This window comes from Streptomyces sp. NPDC031479 (assembly GCF_055581065.1).
This window is the reverse complement of the sequence record NZ_JBVIKC010000011.1, coordinates 140345-157609: the sequence shown is the minus strand read 5'-3', so window position 1 is coordinate 157609 and position 17265 is coordinate 140345. Positions and strand designations below refer to the sequence as shown.

Here is a 17265-nt window from a genome sequence, read left to right as displayed (position 1 = left end):
GAGGGGACCTACTTGAGCGTGGCGGAGGTCAGTCCGGCCTGGATCTGGCGCTGGAAGGACAGGTAGACCACCACCATCGGGATGATCGCGATGGTCACGCCGGCGAACAGCACCGGCAGGTCCGTCTCGTACCCCATCTGCTGCTGGAGCTGGATCAGACCCTGGGTGAGCAGGTAGCGCTCGGGGTCCGAGCCGCTCTGGGGCTGCATCAGCACGGAGGGCAGGATGTACTGGTTCCACTGCCCCAGGACGTTGAATATCCCGACGCTGATCAGGCCGGGCTTGGCCATCGGCAGCATCACCTGGAAGAAGATCCGGGTGTCGGAGGCCCCGTCGATCACCGCCGCCTCGTGCACCGCCGTCGGCAGGGTGCGGAAGAAGGAGTGCATGAAGAAGACCGTGAAGGGCATCGAGTAGGCGACGTACACCAGGACCAGCCCCTGGTAGCTGTTGAGCATGTCGAGCCGCTTGACCATGAAGAACAGCGGGACGAGCGCCAGGAAGACGGGGAACATGGCCCCGCTGACGAAGAAGTAGTAGATGAGGCGGTTCCCCCGGAAGGGGTACCGGGCCAGCACGTACGCGGCCATCGAGCCGAGCAGCATCGTCAGCGGTACCGAGAACACCATCACGATCATCGTGTTGGCGAAGTAGTCGCCGATGCCCTTGTCCCAGGCGCGGGCGAAGGCGTCGAGGTGCCAGTTGGAGGGCCAGCCGAGGGCCGATCCGCCGATCTGGGAGTCGGTCTTGAAGGAGCCGAGCATCAGCCAGAACAGCGGCAGGACGATCAGTATCGCCCAGACGGCCAGGAAGCCGTGGGAGAAGACGTTGAGCGCCATGCCGTCGGAGCGGCGGTTCTGGCCCTCCCCGGTCCGGCGGCCGCCGCCCCCGGACCGTTCCGCCGCGGCCTCGCCGGGCGCCTTGATCACTGTGGTCATGGTGTCTCCCGCTCAGAACTCGATGCGCTCGCGGCGGGTGGCGCGCAGCGTGACAAGGGAAAGGATCATGGTGAGGACCAGCATGACCACGCCCATGGCGCAGGCGTAGCCGCTCTTGCCGAAGTAGAGGAAGTTGCGCATCAGCACGGTCGCCATGACCTCGCTGTGGTGGTCCGGCCCTCCGCCGAACTGGCCGGAGGTCATCGTCGACACCAGGACGAACATGTCCATCGCGGCGATGCCCAGGTAGACCGCCGAGGTCTGTACGGAGTCCCAGAGCAGGGGCAGCGTGACCTTGACGAAGGTCTGGGCCCGGCCGGCGCCGTCCAGCAGGGCGGCCTCGTAGATGTCCTTGGGAATGGACTGCATGGCCGCGGAGAAGAGCACCAGGTAGAAGCCGACGCCGTGCCAGACGACCACGAGCAGCAGGCACCAGAGCACCAGGTCCGGCTCGTTGAGCCATTCGACCGGGTGCGCCGGGTCGACGAGGCCGAGGCGGATGAGGAAGCCGTTGAGCAGCCCGCCCTCGTCGCTGCGGTACACGGCGCCGAACAGGACCGCGAGGATGGCGAGGGAGAGGACCTGCGGGAAGAAATAGACGATCTTGTAGAAGGCGGAGCCCCGGACGCCCCTGACACCGCCCGCCCCGCTGCGCCCTCCCACGTTCACCATGAAGGCGAAGAAGAGGGCGAGCAGGATGGTCAGCGCCGGGACGAACAGCAGGAGCAGCAGGTTGTGCCACAGGGCGCCGAGGAAGACCTCGTCCTTCATCAGGGCCGTGTAGTTGTCCAGGCCGACGAAGCCGAACGTCGGCGACTGGCCGGACCAGTTGGTGAAGGAATAGCCGAACGTCTGGACGTACGGCCAGATGACGAAGGTCAGGTACAGCGCGAGGGGCAGGACGAGGAAACCGGCGATGAAGCCGACCCGCCGTCTGCTCGTGGCTACTTGGCTCATGGGTGTCCGTCCCTGGGACGCGGTGTCAGCTGCGGTGGTTGTTCTTGGCGCTCGGGTCCTTGGCGGCCTTGTCCACCGCGGCCTGGGCCCGCTTGATCCACTCCTTTGGCTGGATCCGCTTGGCCATCAGCTCGTTGGACGCGTCCTGGATCTCGGTGTCCATCGCGCTGTACCAGTCGGGGTACAGGAAATTGAAGGTGTTGTCCCCGGCCGCCTTGAGCGCCGTCACCGCCGACTGGGTGCCCGGCCGCAGTTTGACGTTGGGGTCGACGCCGTCCTTGACCACGGTGAGCGAGTTGGCCTGCTGGGCGAAGAGCGTGGACCACTCGCGGGAGAGCATCGAGCGGACGAACTCCAGGCCGCCCGCCTTGTTGGCGGCCTTCTCCGGGACGATGAAGGGTTCGCCCGCACCCGCCCGGATGGCCTCGAAGGACAGCTTGCTGTCGGCCAGCGGCGGCACCGGCAGGAACTGCATGTCGAAGTCGCCGGGGGTCTGCTTGAGCTGCTCGTTCTCCAGCCAGGAGCCCGAGGGGATGAAGGCCGCCTTGTACTGGTTCCAGGCGGTCTGCGACTCCGTGTGGGTGAGGCCGTTGGTGCCCGGCATCAGCAGGTCCTTCTCGACGACCTCGTACACGGCCTCGATCGCGGCGAGGGCGGCGGCGCTGCCCTCGAAGGCGTTCGGCTCCAGGTTGTCGATGGCCTTCATGGCCTCCAGACCGCCCTTCTTGGCGATCAGGTCCATGATGACGACGTTGATGTAGTACGGGTACTTGCCCTGGTGGGCGAGGCCGCCGAGGCCGGCGTCCTTGGCCTTCTTGCAGACGTCGAGGAACTCGTCCCAGGTCTTGGGCGCCGTCCAGCCCTTCTCCTTGAAGAGCTTGCCGGAGTACCAGAAGCCGAACACCGTGTAGACGTAGTTGAGCGCGACGAACTTGCCGCCCTGCATGCCCTGCTCGACGGTGCCCGCGATCAGCGTGTCCCGGACCTTCTTGGAGGGGTCGTCGAGCGAGGGGGCGTCGAGCACCGGGGCGAGGTCGGCGAGCTGGCCGCCCTTGGCGAGGACGTCCAGCTTGATCTTCTGGGCGCCGGAGTCGTCGACGACGTCCGGCGGGGTGCCGCCGTTGAAGCGCGTCTGCAGCTTTCCGGTGATCTCCTGGGTGCCCAGGTGGCTGCTGGTGGTGCCCCATTTCTTGTCGAAGGCGGCCTCCCAGGCCTTCGCGTAGTCGTCGCCGAAGCCGCCCTTGAAGACGACGACGTCGAGCTTGCCGCCCTTGGCGACGCCGAAGGGGTTCTCCTTGGTCACCGGCGCCTTGTCCGGGCCCTTGGTGGAGCCGTCCTCACCGCCGGAGGCGCAGGCGGACAGGAAGCTCATCGTCGGTACCGTGATCAGTCCGAGTGCGGCCGAGCGCTTGATCAGATCGCGGCGGCCGAGGCCCTCACCAGTGGATCCCATGCTCATGTCCTCGCCTTCGTCAGAAGTGTGAAGGAGGCCGGAAAACACGGCTGTTGCCGTGCATGCGGACGCACCGCAGGTCCCCGCCCGTCCCCCGGTCCGGAGCCGCTCGTGCCGCGGTGGGCCGGACGCGCACAGGTATAGTCCACTTCCGTTCATGTGAGCAAGATCATGCGCACGGTTGTCCGTCAGCTTTTCCGAGTTGAGACCTCCCCGAAACCTGGCTTCCGGCCAAATAAGCGAAAGGGCCGTACCCCCGTGTCGGGGATACGGCCCTTCGGTGCCGCCCGAGTCGGCGGCCGCAGTGCCTAGCCGCGGATGAGGTTCCGCAGGACGTACTGCATGATGCCGCCGTTGCGGTAGTAGTCGGCCTCACCCGGCGTGTCGATGCGGACGACCGCGTCGAACTCCACACCGGTGTCGGTGGTGACCTTGACCGTGCGCGGGGTGGTGCCGGCGTTCAGCTCCTCCACACCGGTGAAGGAGAAGGTCTCCTCGCCGGTGAGGCCCAGGGAGGCCGCGGTGGCGCCCTCGGGGAACTGCAGGGGCAGGACGCCCATGCCGATCAGGTTGGAGCGGTGGATGCGCTCGTAGGACTCGGCGATGACGGCCTTGACGCCGAGCAGCGCGGTGCCCTTGGCGGCCCAGTCGCGGGACGAGCCCGAGCCGTACTCCTTGCCCGCCAGGATGACCAGCGGGATGCCGGCGGCCTGGTAGTTCTGCGAGGCGTCGTAGATGAACGCGACCGGCGCGCCCTCGACGGTGAAGTCGCGGGTGAAGCCGCCCTCGGTGCCCGGCGCGATCTGGTTGCGCAGGCGGATGTTGGCGAAGGTACCGCGGATCATGACCTCGTGGTTGCCGCGGCGGGAACCGTACGAGTTGAAGTCGCGGCGCTCGACGCCGTGCTCCGTGAGGTACTTGCCGGCCGGGGTGTCGGCCTTGATCGCACCCGCCGGGGAGATGTGGTCGGTGGTGACCGAGTCGCCCAGCTTCGCCAGCACGCGGGCGCCGGCGATGTCGGAGACCGGGGTGGTCTCCATCGTCATGCCCTCGAAGTAGGGGGGCTTGCGGACGTAGGTGGACTGCGGGTCCCACTCGAAGGTGTTGCCCGTCGGGATCGACAGCGCCTGCCACTGGGCGTCGCCCGCGAAGACGTCCTGGTAGGACTTGCTGAACATGTCCTCGCCGATGGCGTTCGCCACGACGTCGTTGACCTCGGCCTCGGAGGGCCAGATGTCCGCGAGGAAGACCGGCTTGCCCTCGGTGTCGGTGCCGATGGCGTCCTTGGTGATGTCCACCTTCATGGAGCCCGCGATGGCGTACGCGACGACCAGCGGCGGGGAGGCCAGGTAGTTCATCTTGACGTCGGGGTTGATGCGGCCCTCGAAGTTGCGGTTGCCCGAGAGGACCGAGGTGACCGCGAGGTCGTGCTCGTTGATCGCCTTCGAGATCTCCTCGTCCAGCGGACCGGAGTTGCCGATGCAGGTGGTGCAGCCGTACCCGACGAGGTTGAAGCCCATCTTGTCGAGGTACGGGGTCAGGCCGGCCTTGTCGAAGTAGTCGGTGACGACCTTCGAGCCCGGGGCCAGGGTGGTCTTGACCCACGGCTTGCGGGCGAGACCCTTCTCGACCGCCTTCTTGGCCACGAGCGCCGCGGCGACCATGACGTAGGGGTTCGAGGTGTTGGTGCAGGAGGTGATCGCGGCGACGGTGACGGCGCCGTGGTCGATCTCGAAGGAGGTGCCGTCGGCCAGGGTGACCTGGGTCGGGCGGGTCGGCACGCCGTTGACGGAGGCCGGGGCGTCGGAGGCCGGGAAGGACTCCTTGCCCGCCTCGTCGGCGTCGTCCACGTAGTTGCGGACGTCCAGGGCGAACTGCTGGGAGGCGTTCGCGAGGACGATGCGGTCCTGCGGGCGCTTCGGGCCGGCGATGGAGGGGACGACCGTGGAGAGGTCGAGCTCCAGCTTCTCGGAGAAGTCCGGCTCGGCGGCCGGGTCCAGCCACAGGCCCTGCTCCTTGGCGTACGCCTCGACCAGGGCGACCTGCTGGGCGTCGCGGCCCGTCAGGCGCAGGTACTTCAGCGTCTCGTCGTCGATCGGGAAGATCGCGGCGGTGGAGCCGAACTCCGGCGACATGTTGCCGATGGTGGCGCGGTTCGCGAGCGAGGTGGCGGCGACGCCCTCACCGTAGAACTCGACGAACTTGCCGACGACGCCGTGCTTGCGCAGCATCTCGGTGATGGTCAGCACGAGGTCGGTGGCGGTGGTGCCGGTCGGCAGCTCGCCGGTCAGCTTGAAGCCGACGACGCGCGGGATCAGCATGGAGACCGGCTGGCCGAGCATCGCGGCCTCGGCCTCGATGCCGCCGACGCCCCAGCCCAGCACGCCCAGGCCGTTGACCATGGTGGTGTGCGAGTCGGTGCCGACGAGGGTGTCGGGGTACGCCTGGCCACCCCGGACCATGACGGTGCGGGCCAGGTGCTCGATGTTGACCTGGTGGACGATGCCGGTGCCCGGGGGGACGACCTTGAAGTCGTCGAAGGCGGTCTGGCCCCAGCGCAGGAACTGGTAGCGCTCCTTGTTGCGGCCGTACTCCAGCTCGACGTTCTGCGCGAAGGCGTCCTTCGTGCCGAACTTGTCGGCGATGACCGAGTGGTCGATGACCATCTCGGCGGGCGAGAGCGGGTTGATCTTCGCCGGGTCGCCGCCGAGGGCCTTCACGGCCTCGCGCATGGTGGCGAGGTCCACGACGCAGGGGACGCCGGTGAAGTCCTGCATGATCACGCGAGCCGGCGTGAACTGGATCTCCTCGCTGGGCTGGGCCTGCGAGTCCCAGTTGCCGAGCGACCGGATGTGGTCGGCGGTGATGTTCGCGCCGTCCTCGGTACGGAGCAGGTTCTCCAGAAGGACCTTCAGGCTGTAGGGAAGGCGGGCGGCGCCTTCGACCTTGTCCAGCCGGAAGATCTCGTACGACTCGTCGCCCACCTGCAGCGTGCTGCGGGCGTCGAAGCTGTTCGCCGACACGACAGTCTCCTTCATGCATGATTTCGCGCGTATTACCGCAATCCTGCCGCGAGGCACTCCGGCCAATCCGCTAAGGTAAGGCTCAGTTAGGTAACCCTTACCGGCGGGACGGCTGCGGTACGTCTTGGGCAGATATCTCGATGTCGAGATAACTCTAGTACATGAGAGGGGTCCGGGACGAGGCGCGCACCCGCAGCCCCGCCGGGACCGTCAGTCGGCCAGTCGATTCCGCATGTCCGGATTCGATCAGCTTGACCAGGGACGAAACCGCCGATTCGGCGATCCGCTCCGGATCGGGGGTGACGGTGGTCACGGAGGGTTCGTTCTCGGCGTACCCCGGATCCCCACTGGCGCACACCAGCAGCGGCCCGCCCTCCGCCGGGCCTCCACCAGGAATCCGGATGCCGTGGCGCGCGGCGGCGGCCGGTGCCAGCGTCGGCGTCGGCGTCGGCGTCGGCGTCGGCGTCGGCGTCGGCGTCGGGGAGGACGCGGGGCCCGGGAAGGGGATGCGCACGCGGCCATCGTACGGATTTCGTCGCCCGGGACGGGTTCCGGTCAAGCTCTCGATCAAACGGAGTCCTGGCCGCCGGGTCCGACGCGCCGCGCTGCGGCGGTACGGGAGCCGGGACACCGAGGCGGTCGGCGCCCGCGGCAACACCGTGATGGGCGGCATCCACGACGGCCGCGTCCACCCGCCCGGCGCCGGGGAGCGCCCCGGACCGCCGGCCCGTCGCCCTCGTCGGCGGCGACGGGCACGACCTGTGGGGCAATCAGCGGGCCCTGGACATCGCCGGGATCGCGGCGGCCACGCCCGACCCGGGCGCTCTCGGCGCAGCAGGCCGAGGACCCGGACGTCGCGCCGGCGTACGCACGCGGCCTGCGGCGGGAGTTCGAGGGGGTGCCGGGGTTCCGGTTCGGGATGGTCAAGGTCTTCCTGGACGGGGTCGTCGAGTACCCGGCGCAGACGGCCGCCCTGCTGGATCCGTACCTCGACGGGCAGGGCGGCCCGACCCCGAACCGGGGCGGGCTCCGCACCTCGGCGGCGGACTACGGCCGGCTCAGCGCCGCCTTCAACCGGGCCGGCAGATGCACGCCCACGGACTCGGAGACCGGGCGGTACGCGCCGCTTTGGGTGGATACGCGTACGCCCGTCAGGTGACGGGGCACCGGAACGTGACGCGCTGTCCGGTGGCCGACGTCAGCGGGACGGGCGTACGGATGGCCCTGGCCGGCGGCCTCGTGGTGCACGACCCCGACTCGGAGGCGGGACGGGCGGCTTCGGCGCGCGCGGCCCCCGCAGTGGCGGCGGCGTCGCGGCCGGACCCGTACGCGACGGTCCACGGGGGCGACAGGGGCCGGCACCGCTTCCGGCGGGCACCGAGGCGGACGGAGCCGCCGGCGCGGGACCGGTGACCCGTCCGGCCGACTCCGCGTGCACCGCGCGCGTTCCGGCCCCACCATGGGAGCCGAGCGGGAGCTGACGGAGGGTTACACCCGTACGCCACGCCCGGCGCGAGCCGAATCTCATATCTGAGATACGGTGCACCCATGGCAGACGACTACCTCGTACGCATCGGCAAGCTCATCCGTGACGCCCGGCAACACCGCGGCTGGACACAGAGTCAGCTCGCCGACGCACTCGGCACCAGCCAGAGCGCCGTGAACCGCATCGAACGCGGCAACCAGAACATCAGCCTTGAGATGATCGCCCGCATCGGGGAAGCCCTCGACAGCGAGATCGTCTCCCTGGGCTACGCCGGGCCGATGCACCTGCGCGTCGTGGGCGGCCGTCGCCTGTCCGGTGCCATCGACGTCAAGACGAGCAAGAACGCGTGCGTCGCCCTGCTGTGCGCCACGCTGCTCAACAAGGGCCGTACGGTGCTGCGCCGGGTGGCGCGCATCGAGGAGGTCTACCGGCTCCTCGAAGTCCTGAACTCCATCGGCGTCCGCACCCGCTGGATCAACGAGGGCGTGGACCTGGAGATCGTCCCGCCGGCCCGTCTCGACATGGACGCCATGGACGCGGACGCGGCCCGCCGCACCCGCAGCATCATCATGTTCCTGGGCCCCCTGCTGCACCGGATGGACCACTTCCGCCTGCCGTACGCCGGCGGCTGCGACCTCGGCACCCGGACCATCGAGCCGCACATGATCGCCCTGCGCCGCTTCGGCCTGGACATCACCGCGACCGAGGGCATCTACCACGCGCAGGTCGAGGCCGGGGTCTCCCCCGACCGCCCGATCGTGCTGACCGAGCGCGGGGACACGGTCACCGAGAACGCCCTGCTGGCCGCGGCCCGCCACGACGGCGTGTCGGTCATCCGCAACGCCTCCTCCAACTACATGGTCCAGGACCTCTGCTTCTTCCTGGAGGCGCTGGGCGTCAAGGTCGAGGGCATCGGCACCACCACGCTCACCGTCCACGGCGTCCCCGTCATCGACGTCGACGTGGACTACTCCCCCTCGGAGGACCCGGTCGAGGCGATGAGCCTGCTCGCCGCCGCCGTCGTCACCGAGTCGGAGCTGACGATCCGCCGGGTCCCGATCGAGTTCATGGAGATCGAGCTCGCGGTGCTGGAGGAGATGGGCCTCGACCACGACCGCTCCGCGGAGTACGTGGCCGACAACGGCCGCACCCGCCTGGTCGACCTCACGGTCCGCCCCTCGAAGCTCGAAGCGCCGATCGACAAGATCCACCCGATGCCCTTCCCCGGGCTGAACATCGACAACGTCCCGTTCTTCGCCGCCATCGCCGCGGTCGCCCAGGGCCAGACCCTGATCCACGACTGGGTGTACGACAACCGGGCCATCTACCTGACCGACCTCAACCGCCTCGGCGGCCGCCTCCAGCTCCTGGACCCGCACCGCGTCCTGGTCGAGGGCCCCACCCGCTGGCGCGCCGCCGAGATGATGTGCCCGCCGGCCCTGCGCCCGGCGGTGGTCGTCCTGCTCGCCATGATGGCGGCCGAGGGCACCTCGGTGCTGCGCAACGTCTACGTCATCAACCGCGGCTACGAGGAGCTCGCCGAGCGCCTCAACTCCGTGGGCGCCCAGATCGAGATCTTCCGCGACATCTGAGGATCAGGGCATACCGGGACCGACCGGGACACGGTTCGTCACCCGGACGAGGCCCCATCGCTCTTCGCGGAGAGCGATGGGGCCTCGTTCCGTTCGGGAGGCCGGCGCGCGACCCGCACCCGCGTGGCCTGCGCCTACGCCTACGCCTACGCCTACGCCTACGCCTACGCCTACGCCACGGTCGCCGGGGTGTCCCGCAGGGTGACGTTGGCGTGGCTCTCCTGGAAGCTCTGGTCGGAGACCAGGGTCAGCCGGGCCGTGGACTGGAGCTCCGCGAGGGTGGCGGAGCCGCAGGACACCATCGTGGTCTTGAGCTTGGCGATGGTCAGGGCGAGCCCTTCGTTGAGGTCGCCGGCGTAGGGGACGTAGCCGTCGACGCCCTCCTCGAAGATCAGGCCCTGGCCGCCCTGGCCGTAGCGCTGCCAGTTGCGGGCCCGGTTCGACCCCTCGCCCCAGTACTCCTTCACGAAGCCGTCCCGGGTGGGGAGCTTCGCGCCGGCGGCCTGGTCGAAGCGGGCGAAGTAGCGCCCCATCATGACGAAGTCGGCTCCCATCGCCAGCGCCAGGGCCACGTGGTAGTCGTGCACCAGACCGCCGTCGGAGCAGATCGGCACGTACTCGCCGGTGCGCTCGCGGAAGGCGTCCCTGGCCGCGGCGACGTCCAGCACCGCGCTGGCCTGGCCGCGGCCGATGCCCTTCTGGTCGCGGGTGATGCAGATGGAGCCGCCGCCGACGCCGACCTTGACGAAGTCCGCTCCGGCCTCGGCGAGGAAGGTGAACGCTTCCCCGTCGACCACGTTGCCGCCGCCGACCGGGATCTCCGGGTAGTTCTTCTTCACCCAGGTCAGGGCCTGGGCCTGCCAGTCGCTGTAGCCGTCGGAGGAGTCGAAGCACAGGGCGTCCGCGCCCGCCTCCAACAGGGCGGGGACGCGCTCCCGGTAGTCGTGGGTGTTGACGCCCGCGCCCACGCGCAGGCGTTTGGCGCCGTCCACGGCCTGGTTCGGGAAGCGCTTGTTGTCCGCGTAGTCGGACCGGAACACCAGGTACTGCAGGTGGCCCTCGGCGTCCACCACGGGGAGGCAGTCCAGCCGCTGGTCCCACAGCCGGGCGTTGGCCTCGGAGAGCGTGGTGTCGGCCCCGGCGTGGGGCAGGTCGGCGATGGGGGTCATCCGACCGCCCACCGGACCGTCGAGGTCATGGCGCCGGGGGTGGAAGTCGCGGGAGGTGACCAGGCCGAGCAGACGCCCGGTGGCACTGCCGTCGTGGGTGACCGCGGCGGTGCTGTGGCCGGTGCGTTCCATGACGGCGACCAGGTGGCTCAGGCTGTCGTCGGGGCGGACGTTGGTGTCGCTGGTGACGAACCCCGCCTTGAAGTTCTTCACCTGGCGGACGGCCGCGGCCTGGTCCTCCATCGACTGGTTGTGGTGCAGGAAGCTCAGACCGCCGTTGCGCGCGAGCGCGATCGCGAGTTCCGGTGTACTGACGGCCTGCATGATCGCGGACGTGAACGGGGAGCCGAGCTCGATCGCCGACCGCTCTCCCACGACGTGCCGCACCAGGGGCGTGCGCAGGTCGACCGTCGCCGACGAGCAGTCGGTCCTGGTCCTGTTCGGCAAGAGCAGGAACTCGTTGAACGTTCTTGAGACCTCGGCGATGATCTGTGCCACGCGTTCCTCCTGGCCCGTCGACCGGGGCCCGACTGCCCGGCCGTGAAGACCGCCCCGGTTTCCCGAGCCCCGGGCAGGAGGTGCCGGCATGGCGGCCGTAGGGGTGCCACGCGTGGTGGCAGAGCCCTGACCCGCCCGTGGGTCGAACCGGGTGCGGTCGTGATCCGACACCCTATCGACTGTCCCGTCACCGAACGAATCCCGCCCCTTCACCTCCGATCGCCTTTCGTGGGTGGCTCGTTCGGGCCCTCGGCCCGCTCGGTCGTGCCCGGTGGCAGGGGGCGGGGTCAGCCGATCGCAGGCTCGGCAGCGGTTTTCGGTCAGGTGGCCGGAGAAAGGCCTCGTCGGGGCGGGGCGGGGGCGGCAGAATCGGCCGCCGGTACGGTTTCGAGGGGGGCGGTCATGACAGTGGGAACAGAGCACGGAGCGGACGCGGGCACGGAGGTCCCCGCTCTGGAGGGCCTCCCGTTGCTCGGGTCGCTCCTCGACCTGAAGTCGGACTCCCTGGGCACCTATCTGCGCGCCCGCCGGCGGCACGGGGACGTCGTGCGGATCCCGGCCGGTCCGCCCGGACTGCGCGCCGAGCTGTACTGCGTCTTCTCCGCGGAGGGCGCCCAGCGGGTGCTGGCCACCGAGTCCGCCAACTTCCGCAAGGACAACCCCTTCTACCAGGAGATCCGGGAGTCCTTCGGCAACGGCCTGCTGACCAGCCAGGACGAGGACTACCTGCGACAGCGCCGGCTCGTGCAGCCGCTGTTCACCCGCAAGCGGGTGGACGGCTACGCCGACGCCGTCGCCACCGAGACCGCGAGCACCCTCGCCGGCTGGGAGGACGGCGGTGACGGGGTCGTCGACGTCGGCGAGGAGATGACGCACCTGGCCCTGCGCGCCGTGGCCCGGATCCTCTTCGGCACCGACGTGGACGCCACCGTGGACGTCGTGGACCGCTGCTTCCCCGTCATCACGGAGTACGTGCTGCGCCGCGGCTACTCCCCCGCCAACGTGCCGCGCGGCTGGCCGACCCCGGGCAACCGGCGGGCGGCGGCGGCGATGGAGGAGCTGTACGCCGTCTGCGACGGGATCATCTCGGCGCGCCGTGACGCCCCGGACGGGCGGGGGGCGGGAGGCGAGGACCTGCTGACCCTGCTCGCCGCCACCCGGAGCGCGGACGACGGAGGCTTCGACGCGGCCGAACTCCGCGACCAGGTACTGATCTTCCTGCTGGCCGGCCACGAGACGACCGCCACCTCGCTGGCCTTCGCCCTGCACCTGCTCGGCCGCCACCCCGAGGAGCAGGCGCGGGCCCGCGAGGAGGTCTCCCGCGTGCTGGGCGACCGCCCGCCGCAGGCCGCCGACCTGGACCGGCTCCCGTACCTCACCCAGGTGCTCAAGGAGGCGATGCGGCTCTACCCGGCCGCCCCCGTCATCGGCCGCGAGGCCGTGGCCACCACCGTGATCGACGGCCACACCGTCCCGGCGGGCGCCACCGTGATCCTGGCGCCCTGGGTGACGCACCGCCACCCCCGGTACTGGAGCGACCCGGACCGTTTCGATCCCGGCCGCTTCACCCCGGAGGCGGAGGCGGCCCGCCCCCGCTACGCCTGGTTCCCGTTCGGTGGCGGCCCGCGCGCCTGCATCGGGCAGCACTTCTCGATGCTGGAGTCGGTGATCGCGCTGGCGATGGTCCTGCGCGCCTACGAGTTCGAGGCGGTGGACACCGAGGTGCCGGTGAGCGCCGGGATCACCCTGCGCACGACGGGCCCGGCCCGCTGCCGGATCCGCCGCGTCCGGACCTGAGCCGGGATCAGCGGTAGTCGTCGGGGTGGTCCTGCATCCAGGTGTTGATCTCGTCGCGGGTGCCGATGAGGGTGCTCTGGTGCTTCTTCAGGTTCTCGAAGGTGCGGTCGCCGCCGAGCTCCCGGTCGAGCTTCGCCACGGCGGCGATCGGCTCGGGGAAGTGGCCGGGGCCCTTCGGGTCGGCCTTCATCGCGCGGTCCATCCGGTGGAGTTCGTCGTGGACCCGGCCGAGGAAGTAGGCGCAGTTCCCCGGGGTGCAGGATTCGCCCAGGGTGGCCTGGAGCCCGGCGAAGGCGTCCCGGACCTTCTCCGGCCCGGGGGCGGGCGCGCCGCCGTCGGCCGGAGCCGACATGGACGGGGTGCTCCCCGGCACGCGGGGCGAAGGCGGTGCGCTCGCGGCGGACGGGCCGGACGGGTCGGACGCCGTCGACGGGACCGTGCCCGGTGAGGCGGCCGACGCCGGCGACGGGGCCGAGGAGGCCTTCGGCGCGGCGTCGTTGCCGCAGGCCGCGGTGAGGACGGCCAGGGACAGCGCCAGTACGGCGGTGGTCGCCCGTCGGGCGGTGGTGGATCTGGGCATCGGATTCCCCCCGAAGTCGATGATCTACGACCCTACCCGCCCGTTTCCCCCTGGACGGCCGCCGGGGTGTGGTTCCCCTGGAGCCGCGCGAGGTCGGAGGGCCGGACCTGGATCACGAAGAGGGCGATGGCCGCACCGATCAGGGTGAAGGCCGCGGCCGCCACGAAGGCCGTGCTCACGCCGGAGGTGAGCACCTGGTCGGCCCAGGGCTTGGGGAGCTGGTGGGTGTGTGCGAAGAGGAGCTTCTGCGCGGGGGTGGAGGAGGTCAGGAAGTCCGGGACCTGCTCCTTGGCCTCGTTGCGGCTGGCCGTGCCGAACACGGTCACCAGGATGGAGAGGCCGAGCGAGCCGCCGATCTGCTGCATCGTGTTGAGCAGGCCGGACGCGGCGCCCGATTCCCGGTCGGGCACGTTGGACAGGGCCATCAGGGTCAGCGAGACGAACTGCAGGCCCATGCCGGTGGCGAAGACCAGCATCGGGCCGAGGATGCTGCCCGGGTACGTCGAGTCGACGTCGATCCGGGTCAGCCAGGCCAGCCCGGCCGCGCAGCACAGGGCTCCGGTGACCATGAAGGGTTTGGGCCCGAACCTGGGGAGCAGCTGCGAGGTGACGCCGGCCGCCATCGCGATCATCACGCTGACCGGGAGGAAGGCGAGCCCCGCCTGCAGCGGGCTGAAGCCGAGGACGTTCTGCACGAAGAGCGTGAGGAAGAAGAACATGCCGAAGATCGCGCAGGCGAGGAAGAGCATGATCCCGTAGGTGCCGGCCCGGTTGCGGTCGGCGAACATGTGCAGCGGGGTGATCGGCTGGGGCGAGCGCCGCTCGTTGAGGACGAACAGGGAGAGCAGGACCACGGCGGCGATGAAGGAGCCGATCGTGTAGGGGTCGTCCCAGCCCTCCTGGGACGCGCGGATGAACCCGTAGACGAGGGCGACCATGCCGGTGGTCGACAGCAGCGCGCCGGCGAGGTCGAAGTGTCCGGGATGGCGTTCGGATTCGTGCAGGACCCGTGTCGCGAGCACGGCGATCAGCACGGCGATGGGGACGTTCACGAAGAACACCCAGCGCCAGTTGAGCCATTCGACGAGGACGCCGCCCGCGAGGAGGCCGATCGCACCGCCGCCCGCCGAGACGGCGGCGAACACGCCGAAGGCCCGGTTGCGGGCCGGGCCTTCACGGAAGGTGGTGGTGATCAGGGCGAGCGCGGTCGGCGAGGCGATGGCGCCGCCGACGCCCTGGAGGGCCCGTGCGGCCATCAGCTGGCCCTCGTTCTGGGCCAGGCCGCCGAGCAGGGAGGCCAGGCCGAAGAGCAGGACACCGAAGATGAAGACGCGCTTCCTGCCGAGGATGTCGCCGGTCCGCCCGCCGAGCAGGAGCAGTCCGCCGAAGGTGAGGGTGTACGCGTTGACCACCCAGGACAGGCTCTCCGTCGAGAAGTCGAGCGCGGTCTGGATGTGTGGTAGCGCGATGTTCACGATGGTGATGTCGAGAACGACCATGAGCTGGCAGGAGGCGATCACGAACAGGGCCAGCCCTTTTCCGCCCCCTCGGACCGTGCCGTCGGTCCCCTTGTTGGTCGGCAGTGCGTTCGGGTCCACTAGTCGACGCTATGCCCGCCCCCCGGGGGTCACCACTCGAACGGCCCAGTCCTCCGCCCCTCTCTATGCCATGTGATATTGCACATGTCAGACTGGGATCATGGACGACTTCCTCAGGCTCTCCGCCGACACGGCCCGGTTCACCCACGGAGCGCCCCGCGCCCTCGCCTTCGGCGACGACGGCCGCCTCCTGTGGTTCCTGCGCTCGACGGGGCCCACCGACGCCCTCGAAGCCCTGTGGGTGCTCGACACCGCCACCGGCACCGAAACCCTGCTCGCCGACCCCCGCGCGCTCTCCCACGAGCCCGGTGAACTCCCCGTCACCGAGAGGCGCCTGCGCGAGCGCACCCGGCTCGTCGCCGCCGGGATCGGCTCGTACGCCCTCTCCGGCGACGGGCGCAGCGCCGTCTTCCCCCTGTACGGGCGGCTCTTCCGGGTCACCTGGGACGGCATCGGCGGACCGGCCGGGATACCCTCCGCCGGCCCCGCCTTCGACCCCCGCCCCAACGCCGACGGATCGCGCACCGCGTACGTCGCCGACGACGCCCTCCACGTCGCCCCGGGCGGCCGGATCAGCCCCGACGACGGGGCCCGCTGGGGCGTCGCCGAGTTCGCCGCCGCCGAGGAGCTCGGCCGCGCCCGCGGCCACTGGTGGTCCCCGGACGGGATCACCCTGCTCGCCGCCCGGGTCGACGAGAGCGCCCTGCAGCGGCGCTGGTTCGCCGACCCCGCCCACCCGGAGCTGCCCGCCGAGGACTTCGCCTACCCCGAGGCGGGCGGCCCCAACGCCGACGTCCAGCTGTGGGTGCTGGGCCCGGACGGCAGCCGCGTGCGCGTCGTCTGGGACGCGACCACCCACCCCTACGTCTCGGACGCCGACTGGGAGTCGCCGACGGAGATCCTGCTGACCGTCCAGGACCGGCTCCAGCGCAGCGTCCTGCTGCTCAGCGTCGATCCGGCCAACGGACGCACCCGGGAGCTGTCGGTCACCACGCACCCCCAGTGGGTGGACCCGCTGGTACCCGGCACCCCGGCCCGGCTGCCCGACGGGCGGATGCTCACCGCCGCCGACACCCCCGGAGGGGCCGCGCGCGGCCTGGCCCTCGACGGGAAGCCGCTCACCGGTGACGGGATCCAGGTCCGCCGCGTGGCCGGGATCCACGAGGGCCGGCTCCTGATCGAGGCCGGACTGCGCGACCCCTCCGAGCAGCAGGTGCTGCTGCTGGACCCGGACACCGGCGGGCTGACCCCGCTCGCCGACGGGCCCGGGGTGCACTCCGTACAGGCCTCCTCCGGGACGCTGCTGCTGACCTCGGCCGACACCGACGGCTTCCGGCGCACCGTGCGCACCGCCGACGGCCGCGCGTTCGTCCCCCGCGACCTGTCGGCGCCGCTGCCGTACCGGGTGGTCCCCGTGCTGGAGCGGGTCACGGAGCACGGCGTGCCCACCGCCCTCGTACTGCCGCGCGACCACGTCCCGGGCCGGCGGCTGCCCGTGCTGATGGACAGCTACGGCGGCCCCGGCTTCCAGGACGTGACCGCCGAGCCGCGCCGCTGGCAGGCCCGGCAGTGGTGGGCCGACCAGGGCTTCGCGGTGGTCACCGTCGACAACCGGGGCACCCCCTACGTCTCCCCCGCCTTCACCCACGCCATGTACCGGGGCTTCTCCGAGGTCACCCTGGAGGACCAGGTCGCGGCCCTGCGGGCCCTCGGCGCCCGCCACGGCGACCTGGACCTCGGCCGGGTCGGCGTACGCGGCTGGTCCTACGGCGGCTACCTGGCGGCGATGGCCGTACTGCGCCGCCCGGACGTCTTCCACGCGGCGGCCGCGGGGGCCGCTCCGACCGACTTCCGGCACTACGACACGGCGTACACCGAGCGGTACCTGGGGCTTCCGCAGGAACACCCCGAGGTGTACGAACGGGACTGCCTGCTCCCCGACGCGCCGCGGCTGACCCGGCCGCTGCTGCTGGTCACGGGCCTGGCCGACGACAACGTCCACCCCTCCCACACCCTGCGCCTGTCCCGCGCCCTGACCGACGCGGGCCGCCCCCACCACCTGCTGGCCCTGCCGGGCGTCACCCACATGACCCCGGGCGGGACCCGCGAGAAGGTGATGGCGCAGGAACTGGCGTTCTTCCGCCGCGAACTGGCCGTCTCCTAGCGGTACGCGG

13 protein-coding genes are annotated in these 17265 nt (G+C 70.6%); 5 read left to right on the top strand and 8 right to left on the bottom strand.

Annotated elements, in window-relative coordinates:
* Nucleotides 1–8: 8 nt before the first annotated feature.
* From ACZ5D2_RS15255 to ACZ5D2_RS15235, 5 genes are all read right to left on the bottom strand, one after another.
* A complete protein-coding gene (locus tag ACZ5D2_RS15255; RefSeq protein ID WP_468929469.1) occupies nucleotides 9–938 on the bottom strand; it encodes a carbohydrate ABC transporter permease in 930 nt (309 codons plus the stop codon).
* Nucleotides 939–950: 12 nt separating this feature from the next.
* A complete protein-coding gene (locus tag ACZ5D2_RS15250) occupies nucleotides 951–1895 on the bottom strand; it encodes a carbohydrate ABC transporter permease (protein WP_371676165.1) in 945 nt (314 codons plus the stop codon).
* Between the two features lie 25 nt (nucleotides 1896–1920).
* A complete protein-coding gene (ngcE, locus tag ACZ5D2_RS15245) occupies nucleotides 1921–3348 on the bottom strand; it encodes an N-acetylglucosamine/diacetylchitobiose ABC transporter substrate-binding protein (protein WP_371676166.1) in 1428 nt (475 codons plus the stop codon).
* 308 nt (nucleotides 3349–3656) lie between these two features.
* Entirely contained in the window at nucleotides 3657–6386 is a 2730-nt protein-coding gene (gene acnA / locus ACZ5D2_RS15240) for an aconitate hydratase AcnA (protein ID WP_468929464.1), read from the bottom strand.
* Between the two features lie 139 nt (nucleotides 6387–6525).
* Entirely contained in the window at nucleotides 6526–6885 is a 360-nt protein-coding gene (locus ACZ5D2_RS15235) for a substrate-binding domain-containing protein (RefSeq protein WP_468929461.1), read from the bottom strand.
* A 384-nt stretch (nucleotides 6886–7269) separates the two neighbouring features.
* On the opposite strand from ACZ5D2_RS15235, the gene ACZ5D2_RS15230 reads away from it, so the two are divergent.
* The 3 genes from ACZ5D2_RS15230 (at nucleotide 7270) to ACZ5D2_RS15220 (ending at nucleotide 9449) form a co-directional block, all read left to right on the top strand.
* Complete coding sequence (locus ACZ5D2_RS15230; RefSeq protein WP_468929458.1) at nucleotides 7270–7530, top strand: hypothetical protein; 261 nt, start codon at nucleotides 7270–7272, stop codon at nucleotides 7528–7530.
* Nucleotides 7527–7784, top strand: coding sequence for a hypothetical protein (locus ACZ5D2_RS15225; protein ID WP_468929456.1), 258 nt, complete (start codon nucleotides 7527–7529; stop codon nucleotides 7782–7784). Before ACZ5D2_RS15230 ends, ACZ5D2_RS15225 begins: the two co-directional genes overlap by 4 nt.
* Nucleotides 7785–7919: 135 nt before the next feature.
* Nucleotides 7920–9449, top strand: coding sequence for a helix-turn-helix domain-containing protein (locus ACZ5D2_RS15220; RefSeq protein WP_371676171.1), 1530 nt, complete (start codon nucleotides 7920–7922; stop codon nucleotides 9447–9449).
* Nucleotides 9450–9619: 170 nt separating this feature from the next.
* Here the strand turns inward: ACZ5D2_RS15220 and ACZ5D2_RS15215 are convergent, their stop codons facing one another.
* Nucleotides 9620–11116 (bottom strand): IMP dehydrogenase, encoded by a 1497-nt coding sequence (locus tag ACZ5D2_RS15215; protein WP_371676172.1) that lies wholly within the window; start codon nucleotides 11114–11116, stop codon nucleotides 9620–9622.
* Between the two features lie 402 nt (nucleotides 11117–11518).
* Between ACZ5D2_RS15215 and ACZ5D2_RS15210 the strand changes: the two genes are divergently transcribed.
* On the top strand, nucleotides 11519–12913 hold the full coding sequence (locus tag ACZ5D2_RS15210; RefSeq protein WP_371676173.1) for a cytochrome P450: 1395 nt from the start codon (nucleotides 11519–11521) through the stop codon (nucleotides 12911–12913).
* Nucleotides 12914–12920: 7 nt separating this feature from the next.
* Here the strand turns inward: ACZ5D2_RS15210 and ACZ5D2_RS15205 are convergent, their stop codons facing one another.
* A complete protein-coding gene (locus ACZ5D2_RS15205) occupies nucleotides 12921–13493 on the bottom strand; it encodes a hypothetical protein (protein WP_371676174.1) in 573 nt (190 codons plus the stop codon).
* A gap of 32 nt (nucleotides 13494–13525) precedes the next feature.
* The gene (locus tag ACZ5D2_RS15200) at nucleotides 13526–14992 is read right to left on the bottom strand and encodes an MFS transporter (RefSeq protein ID WP_371681129.1); all 1467 of its coding nucleotides are present in this window, start codon (nucleotides 14990–14992) and stop codon (nucleotides 13526–13528) included.
* A 199-nt stretch (nucleotides 14993–15191) separates the two neighbouring features.
* On the opposite strand from ACZ5D2_RS15200, the gene ACZ5D2_RS15195 reads away from it, so the two are divergent.
* Nucleotides 15192–17255 carry a S9 family peptidase gene (locus ACZ5D2_RS15195; protein WP_468929450.1) on the top strand — a complete coding sequence of 688 codons (2064 nt, stop codon included), beginning with the start codon at nucleotides 15192–15194 and terminating at the stop codon, nucleotides 17253–17255.
* Nucleotides 17256–17265 lie beyond the last annotated feature (10 nt).